The following is a 17,912-nucleotide window of genomic DNA, read 5'->3' on the forward strand; positions in this document are numbered from 1 at the left end:
AATGGCCGTAGCCTTTCCCGCCCGCTTCGACAAATACCTATAAACCTAGCCCCACACACAAACAACTTGACACGCTCTGCTCTGCTTTGAGGAATGAGCCGCAATCTTATACTCATCGCAGAGTATAAACCCGAATTTAGATGGCTCTTCAATAAGGAAGACAGCCGAAGATAACCTCTAAAGACTGAAGACATAAGCTACCCAGTCCCAAGAACTTTCCTTAACACCGTGCCCCGTTTGAAAGGACTTTTCGTGGAAAAGACCATGACGTACGCGTTCGCAGCCGCTTTTGCCGCGTTCATTGCGGTATCCGCTGTGGTACCCAATTGGCTCCTAGTTGTACCCACAGCACTCGCCGTCTCCGAGCTGGCATTGTCATACCGCAAGGGCCGCGCTTAAGGCCTCCCGTCGTTGACAACGCCGCTGGGCAAGGTGAGACATAGCTGAAGTGCCTTGGGCTTTATTCGTGTGGTCAAACTTCCATCTCGGAGAAATCGGGGATCTGCGGAAGGAAGAAAACTACGAGGCTTCACCCACAACGCTAACCATTAAGGCGTCGCGCACACGGAGTGTGGCGGCGTACAAGAGTGCACGCTCTCGCAGTAGTACGTCATCGGCTTCCGCTCGAGCGTGACCTCAGAGCAGGAGCTGCAGCGCTAGTTGATCTTCATTGACGCCAAACAGGTCAACGTCGGTGAATTCCACCCCCTCATCGATACGCGTGGTCCTCATGCCTGACGCACATACAAACAACTTGACACACTCTCTCAGCAATACCGTCCTTGGCATCTCAGGCGAACGGTAGTCTAGATAGACAAGAATTACGGATTGCATGGTTTTGCGATCAGCAGGGGGATATCCGCCACGGGGTCTTACAAAATAGGCAAATTTCAGAATACGAAGACAATAGACAGGTCGTTCATTCAGTGGCTCTTGAGCCAGGTTCGCGCATTAACGGCTGTATTGACTTGATGTGCGGCCCAAATGTCCCCAGCCCTTGAGCACGTCCCGAATCATTCAGGTTTTACGAAAGGAGGCCGAAGGCAGCGGCCAGGCAGAGCAAATCCAAGAATTGCTCCAATCTTCAGCTTTAGTTTTCCGCCTAAGTAGATAGTGCCACTTGGCAGAAACCGGTTCGATGGCCTCATTGTTTCTTCCCCGCAAGATTTAACGACAGATTAGCGCCCCAGCCCTCCACCCTTATGAGGAGGCCTGGGGCGCCGGTGTCTTGGAGGCTTAAATAGCCTTCTCCCCGCGCTCGCCGGTGCGAACGCGGATCACGTCTTCAACGGGTGCAATCCAAATCTTGCCGTCGCCGATTTCGCCGGTGCAGGCGGCGTCCACGATGGCATCGACAATCGCTTCGGCGTCATCGTCTGCCACGATGAGCTCGATTTTGGCCTTAGGCACAAAGGAGGTGGCGAATTGGGCGCCGCGGTAGATTTCTTTGTTGCCGCGTTGCTGGCCAAAGCCTTCGATTTCAGTCACCGTCATGCCGGGTGAGCCGAGCTTTTGTAGGGCTTGCTGGATATCATCAAGCGTAAAGGGCTTGACCACGGCTGTTACGAGTTTCATTGTTGCTCCTAGGTATCGCTGGGCGTTTTAGTTGCGGCTGGTGGTACCGCGCATGGCACGGCCGCCAATGTCGTAGCCGGTCTCACGGTGGCCACCAAAGTCAATGCCGTCGGTTTCAATCTGGTCGGTCACGCGCCAGCCGATGGTCGCCTTCAAAATCACCGCGATGATGGCGGTAATGACTGCGGCGAAGACTACGGCGATAGCGGCGATGAGGATCTGTACGATGAGCAGCTTCCAGCCTTCGGCGCCGCCACCGGTGAAGATGCCGCGGTCATTGGCAAAGAAGGCAACGGCCACGGTGCCCCACAGGCCGGCGACCAGGTGGACGCCCACGACGTCGAGGGAGTCATCGAAACCGAAGCGGAACTTCAAGCCCACGCCCAGACAGCCCAGCATGCCGCCGAGGGCACCCATGATGAGGGAGGTGACCGGGTTCAGATCGCCCGCAGCCGGGGTAATTGTGACAAGTCCTGCGACCACACCGGAGGCAGCACCCAGGGAGGTGCAGTAGTTATCGCGCACCTTTTCCACGAGCAACCAACCCAGGATTGCGGCAGCCGTTGCGGCGGTGGTGTTTACCCAGGCCAGGCCGGCGAGTCCATCGGCAGCGAAGGCGGAACCACCATTGAAGCCGAACCAACCAAACCACAGCAGGCCGGCACCGAGCATGACCATGGGCAGGTTGTGGGGACGCTGCACGCTCTTCGGGAAGCCTTGGCGCTTGCCCACGACAATCGCCAGAACCAGTGCAGCCGTACCGGCGGAAATGTGGACGACGGTACCACCAGCAAAGTCAATGGGTGCGACGAGCGCTTCCCCACCTTCGCTGCCAAAGATCCAGCTGGTGACGCTGCTTTCGCCCTCACCCAGGATGCCACCACCCCAGACCATGTGGGCCAGCGGGAAGTAGACAAAGGTTGCCCACAGGCCGCTGAAAAGCATCCAGGTCCCGAACTTCACACGGCCGGCAAGTGCACCGGAGATAATCGCGGTGGAAATAACGGCGAAGGTGAGCTGGAATCCGATATCGATGATATTGGCGTAGCCTTCCGCACCTTCGAGGTATTCACCATTGGCATCAAAGATGGAATCCTTGAGCCCGAAGAACTCGAAGGGATTGGCAACGATGCCGCCCCAAGACTCCGTACCGTAGCTCATTGACCAACCCCAGAGGATGTAAATGATGCTGACTACCGCTAGTGAGCCGAAGGACATCAACATCATGTTGAGCACGCCGCGGCGCTCTGTCATGCCTCCGTAAAAAAGTGCGAGGGCTGGGGTCATGAGCAACACGAGAGCCGCGCTCATGAGCATCCAGCTCGCATTGCCTGCGATCACCGAATCCATTATTTCTCCTTGTAGGGTTCCTTCATTGCTTTTCATAACGGTAGTACTACAGGTATATAAATATCTATTGGCCTATAGATTAATCCCCCATGTGGGGTTACCTTGAGCTTGTCACCTCCTGGTTTCCCGCTTTTCACCGCTAAAAGGCTGCCCACTCGAGCGAGGCTCCTTGGCCACCCCTCCACAACATCCGCCCAGAAGCTCAAAGAATTTACTGTGCGTTCACACCGATCCCAAGTTGCCTTAACTTCGGCGCAGTTAGATTGACGTTCCTGATCACTACTCTCTCTGGAGGAACTTCCCCAATGAAGCCGAAGCACTCTTCTCTCGCTGCCCTAGCCCTTGCTTCAACCGTTCTTCTCAGTTCGTGCGGTGAGCCTGCGACCGACGATGAAGATACGAAGGCCGCAAGCGATTCAACCTCTATTACCGTCTATACCTCCGAGCCGGAAGAAAAGGTCGATGAAATCAATGCGGCCTTCAATGAAGAAAACCCCGATATCGAGGTCAAGGTGTACCGCGCCGGTACCGGCGATTTGAACGCGCGCATTTCTTCGGAGAAGCAATCTGGCGATATCGAGGCAGACGTTTTCTGGGCGGCCGATGCACCTACCTTTGAAAATTACGCCGAGGATGGTGACCTCATCGAGCTTGCCGATGTCGATTCCGACGACATCATCGATGAGGCCAAAGACGACGAGAATTTTTATGTCGGCACGCGCATTATCCCTACGGTCATTGCTTATAACACCGACGAAATCGCAGAAGGCGATGCCCCGACCTCGTGGGCGGATCTCACCGATCCGAAGTACAAGGACAAACTCGTCATGCCTAACCCGGCAGTCTCTGGTGCGGCAGCCTTCAACGCCTCGGCGTGGAAGAACAATCCAGACCTCGGTGAAGCGTGGATCGAAGATCTGGGCAAGAATTCCCCGATGATCGCAGAGTCCAATGGCCCTACCTCCCAAGAAATCGCCTCCGGTTCCAGGCCCGTGGGTGTGGTAGTCGATTACTTAGTCCGCGACCTAGCGAATAAGGGATCCCCAGTTGCCCTCGCCTACCCCACCGAGGGATCACCGTATATTTCTGAGCCCGCAGGCGTATTCAAAGACTCCAAGGAACAAGAAGCAGCACAGAAGTACATCAACTTCCTGCTTTCGAAGAAGGCTCAAGAAATCGCCGTCGAGCAGTCGTACCTCCCAGTACGTGAGGATGTGGGAACTCCAGCGGACACCCCTGAACTCGCAGACATTGAGCTCATGGACCAGGACCTGGAGAAAATCACCAAGGATAAAGACGCCGCCGTCGAGGTATTCCAAAAGGCAGTGTCTTCCTAGTTCTTGATGGCTCGTTTGTTGAAAAATCCCTCCGTATCCGCGCTGCGCGTTGGCGTGTGGCTCATTGCCATTGGTCTGTTCATCGCGCCTTTGGCCCTTGTTGTCTCCCTTGCATTGGGCGGGAACCAAATCCCCGTCTTGCTAGAGCAAGGGCTCGGTATTGCTACATGGAATTCGCTTTTCACCACGGCGCTTTCGGCGCTCGCCGCTGTCATCATCGGCACCGTTATTGCCATCGCGCTAGACCGCACGGATATCTACGGCTCTTCGGTACTGCGCCTATTCTTGCTCTCGCCACTCTTAGTTCCGCCATTTATCGGAGCGATCGCCTGGATTCAACTCTTCGGCCCGAATCAGGGTTTGAATAAGCTCTTTGGGTTCGAGATATGGAATATCTACGGCGCCGACGGGGTCATTGCGCTGATGACCATCCACTCTTTTCCCACGGCATACGTCATCATTTCTTCGAGCCTGCGCTCCATCTCCCCGGATTTTGAGCTAGCCGCCCGAGTATCTGGCGCTTCCGTGATGACAGTTCTGCGCACGGTCACCCTTCCGCTCCTGCGCCCCGCCCTGTTATCCGCGTTTACCCTCACGGCAATTGCTAATCTGGCGGATTTCGGAATTCCCGCCATCATCGGCTCGCCGGCTCGGTTCGAAACGCTCGCGACGATGATTTACCGGTTCATTGATTCCGGCACCGTATCCAACCCATTACAGGTGGTCTCGACCATCGGCGTCGTCCTCTTATTTTTGGGAATCGGCGCAGTCATCATGGACTATCTCACCTCCCTGAAAAACTCGTCTTCTACCCATGAGTCCGGAAGCCCGGCCCGCTTTGCACTGCATTCAGCGCGTTGGCCGGTCACGATCATCATGTGGGTGTGCGGACTCGCCATTTCCATTGGCCCAATCCTTGGTTTGGCCTACCGCGCATTGCTGCCGGCTCCTGGGGTTCCGTTTACCTTAGAAACCATCTCGTTGGCGAACTTTAGCAGTGCTTTATCCAACCCGCGCGTTATCGACGGCCTCACCAATTCCGCATTTCTGTCAATAACCGCCGCGATAATCTGCGGGATTCTTGGCTGGGTCATCGGAATTCTAGTGACCCGTACCCAGGGGCGGGGAAATACGCTTTTAACTCTTTCTGCGCTGCTACCGAGCGCGCTGCCTGGGCTCATCATCGGCGTCGCCTGGCTGATTGCCGGACGCTATACCGGGTTATATAACACCATTTGGATAATCCTTATCGCCTACGTCTGCGCTTTTACCGCACTCGTTGTCCAGTCCGTGCGTGCCCCGTTAATAAGCACCCCAGTCACCGTGGAAGAAGCAGCGCGCATTTCTGGTGCCACGCCGCTTAAGGCGCTATTTAGCACCACCGGCGCAATGACCATTCCGGTGGCGATCTCGGGTGCGGTGCTCGTCGCGGTGACCGCGATTCGAGAACTTACTATTTCCGTACTCCTCGTCGCGCCCGGGACCACAACACTGGGTGTCCAAGTCTTCAACCTGCAACAGGCAGGAAATTACAACCAGGCATCGGCACTCGCCCTGCTCTTTGCACTGCTTGGCATCATTGCCCTTGCACTGACTATCCGTGCTCCAAAGGTAAGGACTTAATAATGGCGAAAATTGCAGCTTCCCACCTCACGGTCACTTTTCCGGACGGAACCACCGGACTGCGCGATATCAACCTCTCCATCGAGCCTGGGGAACTCATTGCACTCGTTGGCCCCTCAGGCTCCGGTAAAACCACGCTCCTGCGCACCATCGCTGGCTTTATTTCCCCTTCATCGGGTGAGCTTTACATAGATGGCCGGCAGATGACTGCCATTCCTCCCGAGAAACGCGGCATTGGCATGGTATTCCAACAGCACGCAATATGGCCGCACATGTCCGTTAAAGACAATGTTAGCTACCCGTTGCGCCAGGCGAAAGTAGCAAAGGCCGAGCGCGAAGAGCGCATTTCTGAGACTTTAGCTCTCGTGGGCCTGCCGGGATTCGAGGACCGTACTCCGGACAGCCTTTCTGGTGGGCAGCGCCAGCGCGTTGCCCTGGCCCGGGCGATCGTCGCTAACCCTAAGGTCTTATTGCTGGATGAGGCTCTTTCGGCCCTCGATGAACCATTGCGCGATAATTTGCGCCGAGAGCTGGTAGCCCTGACGCAAAAGCAACGCCTAACCACGATGCACGTCACCCACGATCGCGCCGAGGCGCTGGCAATAGCAGATAGAGTCGTGGTTCTAGACGGCGGCGAAATCCAGCAGATTGCTACCCCGCAACAGCTACTGGAAGATCCCGCTAGCCCGGTGGTCGCGGGATTTATTGCGGATGCCACGATTGTCCAGACCACTATTTCAGGAGGCCGCGTCGAGTGCCCCGCCCTTGGGATCTCTTGGCCATTGAGTGAAGTAACCGTGCGGGACGAAGGCACTAAGGCCGCCATCTTGCCACACCACGCAACAATCGTGGAGGAAAACCATCCAGGCGCCACGGTTGCGGCGGTAGTTGACTCCGCCATTTTCGAAGCCGGGCACTACTCCGTTACCGCCTCCCACGAATCTGGGGTCACGTTCCGCACTACTGCAGTTAATAAACCAGAGCTTGGACAATCGGTGCGTATTCGCTTCTCGCCGCCCCTGATTTATTAATTCACCGCATCGCGCAAACTTTGGCCAGTTCAGCGCTTGCACTGCACCACCATTTACCGCAACGGTTGCACCCGCTTTCGGGCGGGCCTAATATGCTTCCACGCTGGACTTTAAGTTTTCCACTATCGGACTTTCAGCCCACTCATTTCAATTAAGTACCACCTGCAAGGAACGCGTATATGTCCGACTCCGCATCCCCGTCCTCCACTCCCGTGGAAGAACAGTCGTCCCTTTCGCTGGAACACCAGGCAGAGCAGATGCCTGCTGAGGTATCCAAAAAGCGCCGCTTTAGCGATGGCTGGAAGCTCTTTGTATGCATTGCCATCGTGCTCATCGGCGGGTTGGGCTCATCGCTGGTGCAAACCGATGGCGGCAATGTTCAGGTCACCGATCTAAAGATCGCCGGCAAGCACGGCGCTACGGTCACCGCAGATCTCTTCCGCCCGAAGGACGCGACGCCGGAGAATAAAGCGCCCATGGTCATCGTCTCACCCGGTTTCCAGCGCACCAAGGAAACCCAGGTCTCCAACTCGCTTGAATTGGCCCGGCGCGGCTTTGTCACCCTGGTAGTTGACCCATATAACCAGGGCGAATCGAGCTCGCAGCACCCGGATGATAGTGATTCCGCCATCGTGACCGCCATTGATTACGTCACAGACCACCTGGATACGTTCAATTACGTCGATGAGGATCGAATCGGCATTACCGGCCACTCCGCCGGTGGTACCGCAGTGCGCACCGCGGCCAATAAATACGGCAAGAAGGTCGATGATGCGCTCAAAGCCGCCAAGAATCCGGATAGCGAAGGCGGCACCACCATCACGGATGGCGAGCGCAAGCGCGCCGAGGATCTGGATAAGATTTCCGCAGTCTTTATCTCCGGCTGGCTCAAGAACTTAAACGATAAAAAGTTCGCCCACGTGCACTCCAATATGGCGCTGGGCTATGCCCGCTACGATGAGGGCGGTTACCGCAATATCAATGGCGATGGTGATCTGCGCGATGCGCCGGAGGCCCTGTCCATGGTCAATTCTGGGCTCAAGAAACAAGACCAGGTGGACCGCATTGAAATTGGCCATGGGTACGGGGACATCGACAAGGGCACCTACCGCATTGCCTATAACGATGAAACGCTGCACCCGCTGCAGCCGCTTACACCCAGTGCCATCGGCAGTATCCTCGAGTTCTTCGATGACACCCTGGATGCCCCAGTGAAGATGGATTCCGGAAATCAGACGTGGTGGCTCAAGGAGGTCTTTAACCTCCTGTCCCTCATCGGCGGCATTGCCATGCTCTTCCCGCTGACCCGCATGCTATTGCGCACCCGCTACTTTGCGCCAGTGGCACAGGCGCTGCCGACGGTGCCGAAGCGTCCGCGGGGCAAAGAGGCCGCGAAGTTCTGGGCATTCTTCGTGCTTTCGGCGGCCATCGCATTCTTCACGTTCATGCCGCTGGCGAACCTTTCGCAGGACGTCTTCTACGATGCCGCGAATAAGGTCAGCACCTGGTTCTTCCCGGCGCGCATGGTCAACTCGGTGGTCTTGTGGGCCATCGTCAACGGCATCGTGGGGCTTATCTTGTTCTATATCACCCGGGATAAGTCCACCTATGCCCGCGGCGAGCGCGCCCGCGCGTGGGGCATCACGATGAGTTGGCGCACCTTCTGGCGCACGCTGCTGCTGGCCTTCATCTTGCTCTTCGTGTACTTCTCGGTGCTATCCATTGTGTATCTCGCCTTCCACAGCGATTACCGCTTCTTGGTCGTGGCCTCCCGCCCGCTGACGCTGCGCTGGTTCCTGGTGGCGCTGATGTACGTGCCGGCGATGTTCATCTTCTACCTGGCCAATTCCATTCGCGCCGGCGTGGGCACGCGCTATAGCGATACGCCCAAGTGGCAGACCTACCTCATCGCGGCGCTGGCTAACTCCGTCGGCTTGGCGATGATCTTCGTTATCCAGTACTCCGTCTTCGCCGCCACCGGCACGGTGCACTGGACCGATGACTGGCTCTATGTGAACATGCTGCAATCCATCTTGCCCATGATGATCCTGCTGCCCATCTTGAACAAGATGTTTTATGCCAATACCGGCCGCGTATGGCTTGGCCCCCTGGTTATCGCGCCCATCTTTATCACCATGTCCTTGGGCGGCAGCGTGGCCTATATCCCGAGCCTCGCTTAAGCTCTAAGCCATGAGTGAAATCACCAAGCAGTATTCCGTTGACCTTAACCGCGTAGAAAATTCGGTGTACCGCGCCACCAATGCGGATGGCGCCAGCATCGAATTTGGCCGCGGAGAAGGCCTGTTATCGCCGGTAGAGCTCCTGCTGGCCGCCGTCGCTGGGTGCACCGCGGTGGATGTGGATGTCGTAACCTCCCGGCGCACCGAGCCGGAGTCTTTCCAGGTGCGCGCAGAGGGCGACCGCGTGGATGAGGATGGCGCCTCGCGGCTTTCCGATGTCCGCGTTGCCTTCAACCTCGCCTTCCCCTCCACCCCGGAGGGCGATAAGGCCCGCGCGCTCGTGGATAACCTGATCCGGATCTCCCACGAGAAGGACTGCACGGTCTCGCGCACCGTGGAACACGCCACGAACGTGGAATTTAGCAACGTGTCAAAATAAACACGATTCCCCCACTATCTCCTGCTATGGTGCATTTGTTAACTATTGTGACTAATGCGATCACTGCAGGAGCTTTTCATGTCACCGTCTCTGTCTCGTCGCGGCCTCTTGAAGGCAAGCGCCTTTGCCCTTACCGCCGGCGCCATTGGTACGGCCGCACCCTCTGCCGCCGCCCTCGGCCCGGTGCGCGGCACCATTATCGATTTTTCCTCCGGCGTCCCCTCCCCCGCGGCCATCAAGCGCGCGGGCCATATCGGTGCCATTCGCTACGTTTCCAATAAGCGCCCCGGCGCGGCTTGGATGACCGGCAAGCCGGTTACCCTTCAAGAGGCCGCGGCCAATGCCGCCGCCGGCCTGCCCACGGCCTCGGTCTATCAATTCGGCCGCGCCGAAACCGCCGATTGGAAGCAGGGCGCGGCCGGCGCCGCCATCCACGCCCCGCAGGCCATTTCGCTACACAAGGCCGCCGGTGGCCCTACGCACCGCCCCATCTACATCGCCATCGACGATAACCCCACCCGCGAGCACTACACCCAGTTCATCCGGCCGTACCTGCAGGCATTTTCCAAGGCCCTGTCCGTGGCCGGTTACCAGACCGGTGTCTACGGCAACTACAACGTCATCGAGTGGGCCAGCCAGGATGGGATTGGCACGTTCTACTGGATGCACGACTGGGGTTCCAACGGGAAGATCCACCCCAAGACCACCATTCACCAGCTGCCGCAGTCGCGCCAGCAGACCATCGAGAACGTCATCGTCGATGTCAACGAGGTATACGCCAGCGACTGGGGCCAATGGACGCTCGGTTCCAAGCAGCCAGGCATCCAGGATCTCAGCTCCACCCTGGACAAGGCCATCCCAAATATGCCGGATTTGCCGCAGCTCAACGCGGACGGGGTGAGCTTTAAGGGGTCATCGCTAAGCAACGAGCAAATTCGCGGGCTTGCCGATGCCGCCCAGGATATCGCCAAGGCCTTTAAGTAAGCCTATTTCCCCTTGGGCTCGGAGGACTTCTTTTCGTCCTTCTTGTCCTCGTCCTTCTTCTCGCTCGAGGTCGGCTTCTCCGAGGTCGTCTCGATGGGCGGGACGTCCTCGCCGTCCTTGTACTTCAGGAACCGCTCGGTAGCCTTGCCCAGGCTCTCGCCATTGATTTCGCTCTTCACGTAGTCCGTGAGGTCATCGGCAGAGCCATTAATGGAGGCTGCGGCGACGAAGTTCTTGCCAAAGGACACCGAGGAATTGATCGACTTGTCATTGGACCAGCCCCACTTGCTGCCCACCACATTTGAGAGCTTCGCGGTGCCATAGTCTTGGTCATAGCCATCTTCTGAGACCGGATCCGCGTGCGACATCGCCACCAGCACGGGGTGGGTTTCATCGCGCTTGATGAGCTGAGAGATGAAGCTGGCCACGTCATAGGTGGAGGTTTCCGAATAGCCCCAAGTCTCGCCCGCCTTGGTGGATTCCAGATCGTATTCCTTGGCAATCTTATCGATGGAATCCGGGTACTTCTTGAACAGCTCCTCGGCGCTCTTATCAGAAGAGCTGGCGATCATGCCGAGCGCCTCGTATTTGTCCTCGTACTCGCCCTGTTCAATGACGTAGGTGGCGATGTAGAGCTTGATGAGGCTAAGCGCCGGGCGGGGATCGTGTTCTGCCGCAGAGCCCATATACATGCCATCGTGCAGGCGAATATAGCTAATGGAATGATCCTCATCCCCCTTGAGGAACTCATTGATCCGCGGGGGCACGGTTGTCGCCCTATGCGCGGTAATGGTGGTGTCTTCGGCTTTGGCGGTGCTATCTCGCTCGCTATTGCTGCACCCAGCAACCGTAGAGCAGGCAAGCATGCACACGGCAAGGGCGGCACCAGCCTTTACTGATGCCGCCACGTTGAGAGAGGACGGATTAAACACGTCGAACCATATTACCGGTAATTGCTACTTTTCGGGCAATTAGTGCTGGACTGGGGCCTCGACGCCCACACCGGTCAAGGAACGAACTTCCATCTCTGCCGCCAACTCGTCCAAGTTGTCCGGCTTGGTCACGATGGAGACGAACCAGCCGACGAAGAAGGACAGCGGGATGCTGACCAGACCCGGCGAGGTCAGCGGGAAGATAGCCCAGTCCGCGTTCGGGAACATGGCGCTTTCGGTACCGGATACCGCTGGGGAGAAGAAGATGAGGACCAAGCAGGAGACAACACCGGTGTACATGGATGCCACAGCACCCGCGGTGTTGAAGCGGCGCCAGTACAGCGAGTACAGGATGGTCGGCAGGTTAGCCGATGCCGCCACTGCGAAGGCCAGGGAGACCAGGAAGGCCACGTTTTGGGTCATCGCCAAGATGCCCAAGATAATGGAGACGATACCCAGGATTACCACGGTGGCCTGCGAGACGCGCACCTGCTCTGCCTCGGTGGACTCACCGTTGCGGATAACCGCGTGGTAGATATCGTGCGCAATGGAGGCGGAGGCGGTAATCGCCAGGCCCGCCACCACGGCGAGCACGGTAGCAAAGGCCACGGCGGAAATAATGGCCATGAAGATGGAGCCACCGATTTCCAGTGCCAGCAGCGGTGCCGCGGCGTTCGCGCCACCCGGTGCGTTCAGGATGCGGTCCGGACCAACCAGTGCGGCTGCACCGTAGCCCAGGATCAAGGTCATCAGATAGAAGGCACCGATGATAACGATGGCCCAGGTCACGGAACGACGTGCCTCAACGGCGGTCGGCACGGTGTAGAAGCGCATCAGAACGTGAGGCAAGCCGCCCACGCCCAGCACGAGGGACATACCCAAGGAGATGAAGTCCAACTTAGCGGCGGTAGAGCCACCGTACTTCAGGCCCGGCTCCATGATTTCCTTAGCCTCATAGCCCTTTTCATGGAGGTAATCAGACGATGCGTGCATATCAATAGCGGTGCTGAACATGTTGCTGAAGCCACCGCGCAGGGAGACAAACACCATGATGCACATGATGACCACACCGGTCACCAGCAGGACGGCCTTAATCATCTGCACGTAGGTCGTGCCCTTCATGCCGCCGACCAGGACGTAGAGAATCATCAACACGCCGACGATACCGACGACGACTGCCTGCCACTTAAAGTCATGGATGTTTAGCAGCACGGCCACCAGCGAACCGGCGCCGGCCATCTGTGCAATGAGGTAGAACAGCGTCACGAAGAGCGTGGCGATGGACGCGGCCACGCGCACCGGCTTTTGCTTCAGGCGGAAGGACAAAACGTCCGCCATGGTAAAGCGGCCCACGTTACGCATCGGCTCGGCCACGAGCATCAGGGCGACAAGCCAGGCGACGAAGAAGCCGACGGAGTACAAGAATCCGTCGTAGCCGTTTAGCGCCACCGCACCGACGATACCGAGGAAGGATGCCGCAGAAAGGTAGTCACCGGAAATGGCCAAGCCATTCTGGCGGCCGGAGAACGAGCCACCACCGGTATAGAAGTCAGATGCCTTCTTCGTGGTCTTTCCGGCGCGCAACACGACGGCCATGGTAACCACGAGGAAGATGCCGAAAATGGAGATATTCAGAATCGGGTTACCGGCAGAAGTTTCTTGTGCAAGGTAAGTGGTAGTCATTTACTTGGCCTCCAACTTCTCACGAATAGCAACCGATTTAGGCTGAATATTCTTATTGGCGTATTTCACGTAAATCCAGGTAATGATGAACGTGGTGAGGAACTGGGCCAGGCCGAAGACGAGGCCGATATTCCAGCCGCCATCGCCAAGCTCAATGGCCATAAAATCAGGCGCAAACACGGCGGTGAGCACGTAGACGATGTACCACACGAAAAACGCGACGGTCATGGGAAAAGTGAAACTACGATAAGCGCTGCGCAGCTCGCCAAACTCTTCGCTATCGCGCATTTCTATGTAGTCGGCTGCCGTAAGCTCACGGCGCTCGACGGGAGCAGTTGTATCACTCATAGAAGGGTTGTCTCCTTGGGTGAGAGAGGTTCTGTACAAACGAGGCGCAATGTGTTGTTCATCACTACCCGCGTTGCTATGTAAGATACAGAACATTTTTTGCAAAGCAGTAAATATTGCCAATGCACCCCACAAAAACTCCCCCCTTTCAACCCGATAGGTTCCGGTCAACTGGGCTAATATTCTTTGCACATCACCCCCCTTCACCCTAGATTCAACCGGTTAGCGAATTTTGTTAACTAGAGGTTAACTAATCAGTAAAGGCGACACAAAAGGAACCACTTATCAACGCGGTTGGCGCCTTAACCAGCACGTACTCCCCCACTCAGCCATCCTGCACAGCAAAAGCCACCGACGACGCCGTCGCCGGTGGCTCCTTCGCCCGAGAGTTCTTTCTTAGCCCTCCGCGCCCGGGAATTCGCGGGGATCATTAAACATACGGCCAAAACCTTCTTGGCCTTCCAAGGAGTCAACAGCCGCGATTTCATCCTTGCCCAGCTCCAGCTCTGCGGCGGCCAGGTTCTCCTGAAGCCGCTCGCTGCGGGCGGACTTCGGGATAACGGAAATGCCCTTGGCCATCAGGTAAGCCAGTACCACCTGGCCCTCGGTAGCCTCATGCGCGGCGGCAACCTTTTCAATCTCCGGGTTATTGAGCACCACGCCGCGCGCCAGCGGAGACCACGCCTCGGTCACGATGCCGTGCTTGTGGTGGAATTCGCGCAGCTCAGGCTTGGTAAACCCAGGGTGCAGCTCCACCTGGTTGAGCACCGGGGTGATGCCGGTCTTGTCAATGAGGTCCTCGAGGACCTCCTCGTAGAAGTTAGCGACACCGATGGAAGCGATTTGGCCCATCCCCTGCAGGCGGGCAATGGATTCAAAGGTCTCCACGTACAGCCCACCCTGTGGCCATGGCCAGTGGATGAGGTACAGGTCCAAGTAATCCAGCTTCAACTTCTCCATGGATTCCTGGAAGGCCTGTTCCGCCTTCTGCGCGCCGTGGTGGGAGTGCCAGACCTTGGAGGTAATAAACAGGTCCTCGCGGGTGACGTCGCCCGCGTCAATGGCTTGTTTGAGCGCAGTACCCAATGCCTCTTCGTTCTTGTACAACGTCGCCGTATCAAAGTGGCGGTAGCCCAAGTCAATGGCTTCGCGGACTACGCGAATGCACTCATCGTCATTGAGTTTGTAGGTGCCCAGTCCAAGCTGGGGCATCTCGCGGTCATCATTGAATGAAATAGTTGGCACAGTCATAGTTCCCATTGTGCCCCAGTTTCTCGTCTTATGCGGCCCCTTGCGGGAACTGACTGCCCCTACACAACGAAAAACCGGCTCCCCCTTAAGGGAGCCGGTTCAACGATTTTTAGCGCAGCTTAGTCGGCGCGGATGAGGTCAATGATAAAGACCAAGGTGCGGCCGGACAGCGGGTGCGCACCGCCGGCGGGGCCGTAGGCCTTTTCCGGCGGGATGATGAGTTGACGGCGACCGCCTACCTTCATTCCCGGGATGCCCTCTTGCCAGCCGGCAATGAGACCGGTCAGTGGGAACTCGATGGACTGGCCACGGTCCCACGAGGAATCGAATTCTTGGTTGGTCTCATATTCGGCGCCAACGTAGTGGACCTCCACTACGCCACCAGGCTTGGCTTCAGCGCCATCGCCTACGACGATGTCCTCGATAACGAGGTCGGTCGGCGCTGGGCCAGACTGGGCTTCAATAACAGGTTTATCCATGGGGATTATTCTCCTTGGGAAATCTAGTTTGTTCGTGCGGTCGCAATGAAACCGAACCGAGCTGCACCAATTATAGTGCTCAAGCCCGATTCGGTTGAATTGGGGCGACCAAAAGCGCTATTTAGCGCTCGCTGCGAGGGGTAACCTTGCGCAGGGTTTCACCGGTGTAAATCTGGCGAGGACGGTTGATCTTGGTGTTCATCTCCAGCTGCTCGCGGTACTGAGCGATCCAGCCCGGCAGGCGGCCGATGGCGAAGAGGACGGTGAAGAAGTCCGTTGGGAAGCCCATGGCGCGGTAGATGAGGCCGGTGTAGAAGTCCACGTTCGGGTAGAGCTTGCGGGAGACGAAGTAGTCGTCATTCAACGCAATCTCTTCCAGCTTCATGGCCAAGTCCAGCATCGGGTCGCCGCCCAAGTGATCGATGATCTCGTGTGCGGTTTCCTTAACGATGGCCGCGCGTGGGTCGTAGTTCTTGTACACGCGGTGGCCGAAGCCCATCAGGCGAACGCCCTTTTCCTTGTTCTTCACGCGGTTCATGAAGTCGGTAGCGTCGCCGCCGTTGTTCTTCTCGATGTCCTCGAGCATCTCCAGCACGGCCTGGTTAGCGCCGCCGTGCAGCGGGCCGGACAGGGCGTTGATGCCGCCGGCGATGGAGACGAACATGTTGGCCTGTGCGGAACCAATCATGCGGACGGTGGAGGTGGAGCAGTTCTGCTCGTGGTCAGCGTGCAGGATGAGCAGCTTGTCCAGTGCCTTGGAGACAACCGGGTCAACCTCGTACTCCTCGGTGGGGTAACCGAACATCATGCGCAGGAAGTTCTCGCGCGCGTTCAGGTTGTTATCCGGGTACATATAAGGCTTGCCCTGGGATGCGCGGTAAGCGTAAGCGGCCAGCATCGGCACCTTAGCAAGCAGGCGAACGGTGGCCTTGTCCAGCTGCTCCTCATCCAGTGGGTCCAGCTGGTCCTGGTAGTAGCTGGAGAGAATGTTCACGGAGGACGCAAGCACGGCCATCGGGTGTGCATCGCGCGGGAAGATGTTGAACTGCGCCTTAAAGTCCTCATCCAAGAGGGTGTGGTGGCGGATGGCGTTATTGAACTCCGACAGTTCCTGCTCGTCCGGCAGGTGGCCTTTAATCAGCAGGTAGGAAACCTCATTGAAGGTGGCGTTATTTGCCAATTCCGCAATATCGTAGCCGCGGTAACGAAGGATGCCTTCCTCACCGTTAATGAAGGTAATCTTGGACTCGGTGGAGCCAGTGGAGGTGTAGCCGGGGTCGAAGGTAACAAGCCCGGTTTCCTTGCGGAGCTTGGAGATATCGAAGCCGGAATCGCCCTCAGTGGACTGCTTGATGTCCATCTCGTACTCGTTGCCGGCGTGCTTGAGTACTACCTTGTTTTCTTCAGTAGACACGGAATTTCCTTTCCCTGTTAAAGAGTTCTTTAAGGCACTAACTTATTCAAGTCAGCCTTATACCTATTCACACTCTAGCAAACTTTGTGATACTGCCAACAAGTTTACGGGCATCAAAATACCTGCCATCCAACCGGAACTGTTCTACACTAGCGGCATGAGTACTCCAGAAATCACACTGCCAGCAGATCTCTTGCCTTCCGATGGCCGCTTTGGCTGCGGACCCTCCAAGGTGCGCCCCGCCCAGATCGAGGCTATTGACCCCGCTATCGTGGGCACCTCGCACCGCCAGCCGGCGGTGAAAAACCTCGTCGGTTCCGTGCGCGAGGGCTTAAGCGATCTCTTCTCGCTCCCGGAGGGATACGAAATTGTCCTGTCCCTGGGCGGTGCCACCGCCTTTTGGGATTCAGCTACCTTCGGCCTCATCGAGCGTCAGTCGGCCCACCTTACCTTTGGCGAGTTCTCCACCAAGTTTGCCAAGGCCTCTTCCAAGGCCCCGTGGCTCGATGCCCCGGCTCTTACCGAATCCCCCGCCGGCACCGCCCCGGATCCGCGCGAGCTTGCGGCCGATGCCGATGTCGCAGCCTGGGCCCACAATGAGACCTCGACCGGTGCGATGACGGAGGTTGTCCGCCCCCACCCCCACAACGACCAGCAGCTCGTGCTTGTCGATGCCACCTCTGGCGCCGGCGGCCTTCCCGTCAATATCGCAGAGACCGACGTGTACTACTTTTCGCCGCAGAAGTGCTTTGCTTCCGACGGCGGACTCTGGCTCGCCGCCATGTCCCCAGCCGCACTGGAGCGCATCGAAAAGATCAATAACTCCGACCGTTTCATTCCGGAGTTTTTGAACCTGCAGACCGCGGTGAACAACTCCCGCAAGAACCAGACCTATAACACCCCGGCGATCGCCACCCTGCTCATGCTGGATAACCAGATTCAGTGGATGAATGACGATGGCGGCCTCGACGGCATGGTCAAGCGCACCACCGAGTCCTCCTCCACGCTGTACAACTGGGCCGAATCCCGCCCAGAGGCCACCCCGTTCGTCAGCGACCCGGCAGCGCGCTCGCTAGTCGTGGGCACCATCGACTTCGACGACTCCGTGGATGCCGCCTACCTTGCCGCCACCCTGCGCGCCAACGGCATCCTCGATGTCGAGCCGTACCGCAAGCTGGGCCGCAACCAGCTGCGCGTGGGTATGTTCCCGGCGATTGAAACCGAGGACATCGCCAAGCTCACGCAGTGCATCGACTACGTGCTGGATGCCAACTAAGTGATCAACA

16 protein-coding genes are annotated in these 17,912 nt (G+C 57.5%); 8 read left to right on the top strand and 8 right to left on the bottom strand.

What is annotated here, in order from left to right; translation table 11 throughout:
• Positions 1-264 precede the first annotated feature (264 nt).
• Positions 265-399, top strand: a complete 135-nt coding sequence (locus ABRP87_RS08910; RefSeq protein WP_023025892.1) for a hypothetical protein — start codon at positions 265-267, stop codon at positions 397-399.
• A gap of 837 nt (positions 400-1,236) precedes the next feature.
• On the opposite strand, the gene ABRP87_RS08915 is transcribed toward ABRP87_RS08910, so the two are convergent.
• The gene (locus tag ABRP87_RS08915) at positions 1,237-1,575 is read right to left on the bottom strand and encodes a P-II family nitrogen regulator (RefSeq protein WP_023025886.1); all 339 of its coding nucleotides are present in this window, start codon (positions 1,573-1,575) and stop codon (positions 1,237-1,239) included.
• A 27-nt stretch (positions 1,576-1,602) separates the two neighbouring features.
• Positions 1,603-2,925: an ammonium transporter gene (locus tag ABRP87_RS08920; protein ID WP_349868403.1), complete on the bottom strand. Its 1,323-nt coding sequence runs from the start codon at positions 2,923-2,925 to the stop codon at positions 1,603-1,605.
• Positions 2,926-3,230: 305 nt separating this feature from the next.
• Between ABRP87_RS08920 and ABRP87_RS08925 the strand changes: the two genes are divergently transcribed.
• The 6 genes from ABRP87_RS08925 (at position 3,231) to ABRP87_RS08950 (ending at position 10,519) form a co-directional block, all read left to right on the top strand.
• Positions 3,231-4,262, top strand: coding sequence for an ABC transporter substrate-binding protein (locus ABRP87_RS08925; protein ID WP_349868405.1), 1,032 nt, complete (start codon positions 3,231-3,233; stop codon positions 4,260-4,262).
• A gap of 6 nt (positions 4,263-4,268) precedes the next feature.
• Entirely contained in the window at positions 4,269-5,885 is a 1,617-nt protein-coding gene (locus ABRP87_RS08930; RefSeq protein ID WP_349868406.1) for an ABC transporter permease, read from the top strand.
• 2 nt (positions 5,886-5,887) lie between these two features.
• A complete protein-coding gene (locus ABRP87_RS08935) occupies positions 5,888-6,916 on the top strand; it encodes an ABC transporter ATP-binding protein (protein ID WP_349864071.1) in 1,029 nt (342 codons plus the stop codon).
• 179 nt (positions 6,917-7,095) lie between these two features.
• Entirely contained in the window at positions 7,096-9,096 is a 2,001-nt protein-coding gene (locus ABRP87_RS08940; protein ID WP_349868408.1) for a poly(ethylene terephthalate) hydrolase family protein, read from the top strand.
• Positions 9,097-9,106: 10 nt separating this feature from the next.
• The gene (locus ABRP87_RS08945; protein ID WP_349868409.1) at positions 9,107-9,535 is read left to right on the top strand and encodes an OsmC family protein; all 429 of its coding nucleotides are present in this window, start codon (positions 9,107-9,109) and stop codon (positions 9,533-9,535) included.
• 78 nt (positions 9,536-9,613) lie between these two features.
• A complete protein-coding gene (locus ABRP87_RS08950) occupies positions 9,614-10,519 on the top strand; it encodes a DUF1906 domain-containing protein (protein ID WP_349868411.1) in 906 nt (301 codons plus the stop codon).
• Between the two features lie 2 nt (positions 10,520-10,521).
• Here ABRP87_RS08950 and ABRP87_RS08955 read toward each other — a convergent pair whose 3' ends face one another.
• The 6 genes from ABRP87_RS08955 to ABRP87_RS08980 all read right to left on the bottom strand — a co-directional run bounded on the left by ABRP87_RS08955 (position 10,522) and on the right by ABRP87_RS08980 (position 16,626).
• Complete coding sequence (locus ABRP87_RS08955; protein ID WP_349868413.1) at positions 10,522-11,451, bottom strand: hypothetical protein; 930 nt, start codon at positions 11,449-11,451, stop codon at positions 10,522-10,524.
• A 39-nt stretch (positions 11,452-11,490) separates the two neighbouring features.
• A complete protein-coding gene (locus tag ABRP87_RS08960; RefSeq protein WP_237800467.1) occupies positions 11,491-13,134 on the bottom strand; it encodes a monocarboxylic acid transporter in 1,644 nt (547 codons plus the stop codon).
• Positions 13,135-13,482, bottom strand: a complete 348-nt coding sequence (locus ABRP87_RS08965; protein WP_023025867.1) for a DUF485 domain-containing protein — start codon at positions 13,480-13,482, stop codon at positions 13,135-13,137.
• A 396-nt stretch (positions 13,483-13,878) separates the two neighbouring features.
• A complete protein-coding gene (locus tag ABRP87_RS08970; RefSeq protein WP_349868414.1) occupies positions 13,879-14,742 on the bottom strand; it encodes an aldo/keto reductase in 864 nt (287 codons plus the stop codon).
• A 110-nt stretch (positions 14,743-14,852) separates the two neighbouring features.
• Positions 14,853-15,212 (bottom strand): FKBP-type peptidyl-prolyl cis-trans isomerase, encoded by a 360-nt coding sequence (locus ABRP87_RS08975; RefSeq protein WP_023025863.1) that lies wholly within the window; start codon positions 15,210-15,212, stop codon positions 14,853-14,855.
• Positions 15,213-15,333: 121 nt separating this feature from the next.
• Entirely contained in the window at positions 15,334-16,626 is a 1,293-nt protein-coding gene (locus ABRP87_RS08980; protein WP_239269226.1) for a citrate synthase, read from the bottom strand.
• Between the two features lie 157 nt (positions 16,627-16,783).
• Between ABRP87_RS08980 and serC the strand changes: the two genes are divergently transcribed.
• Positions 16,784-17,902 (top strand): phosphoserine transaminase, encoded by a 1,119-nt coding sequence (serC, locus tag ABRP87_RS08985; protein WP_349868415.1) that lies wholly within the window; start codon positions 16,784-16,786, stop codon positions 17,900-17,902.
• The last annotated feature ends 10 nt before the right edge of the window (positions 17,903-17,912 follow it).

It is taken from the genome of Corynebacterium sp. KPL2830 (genome assembly GCF_040225635.1).
Classification (GTDB): domain Bacteria; phylum Actinomycetota; class Actinomycetes; order Mycobacteriales; family Mycobacteriaceae; genus Corynebacterium.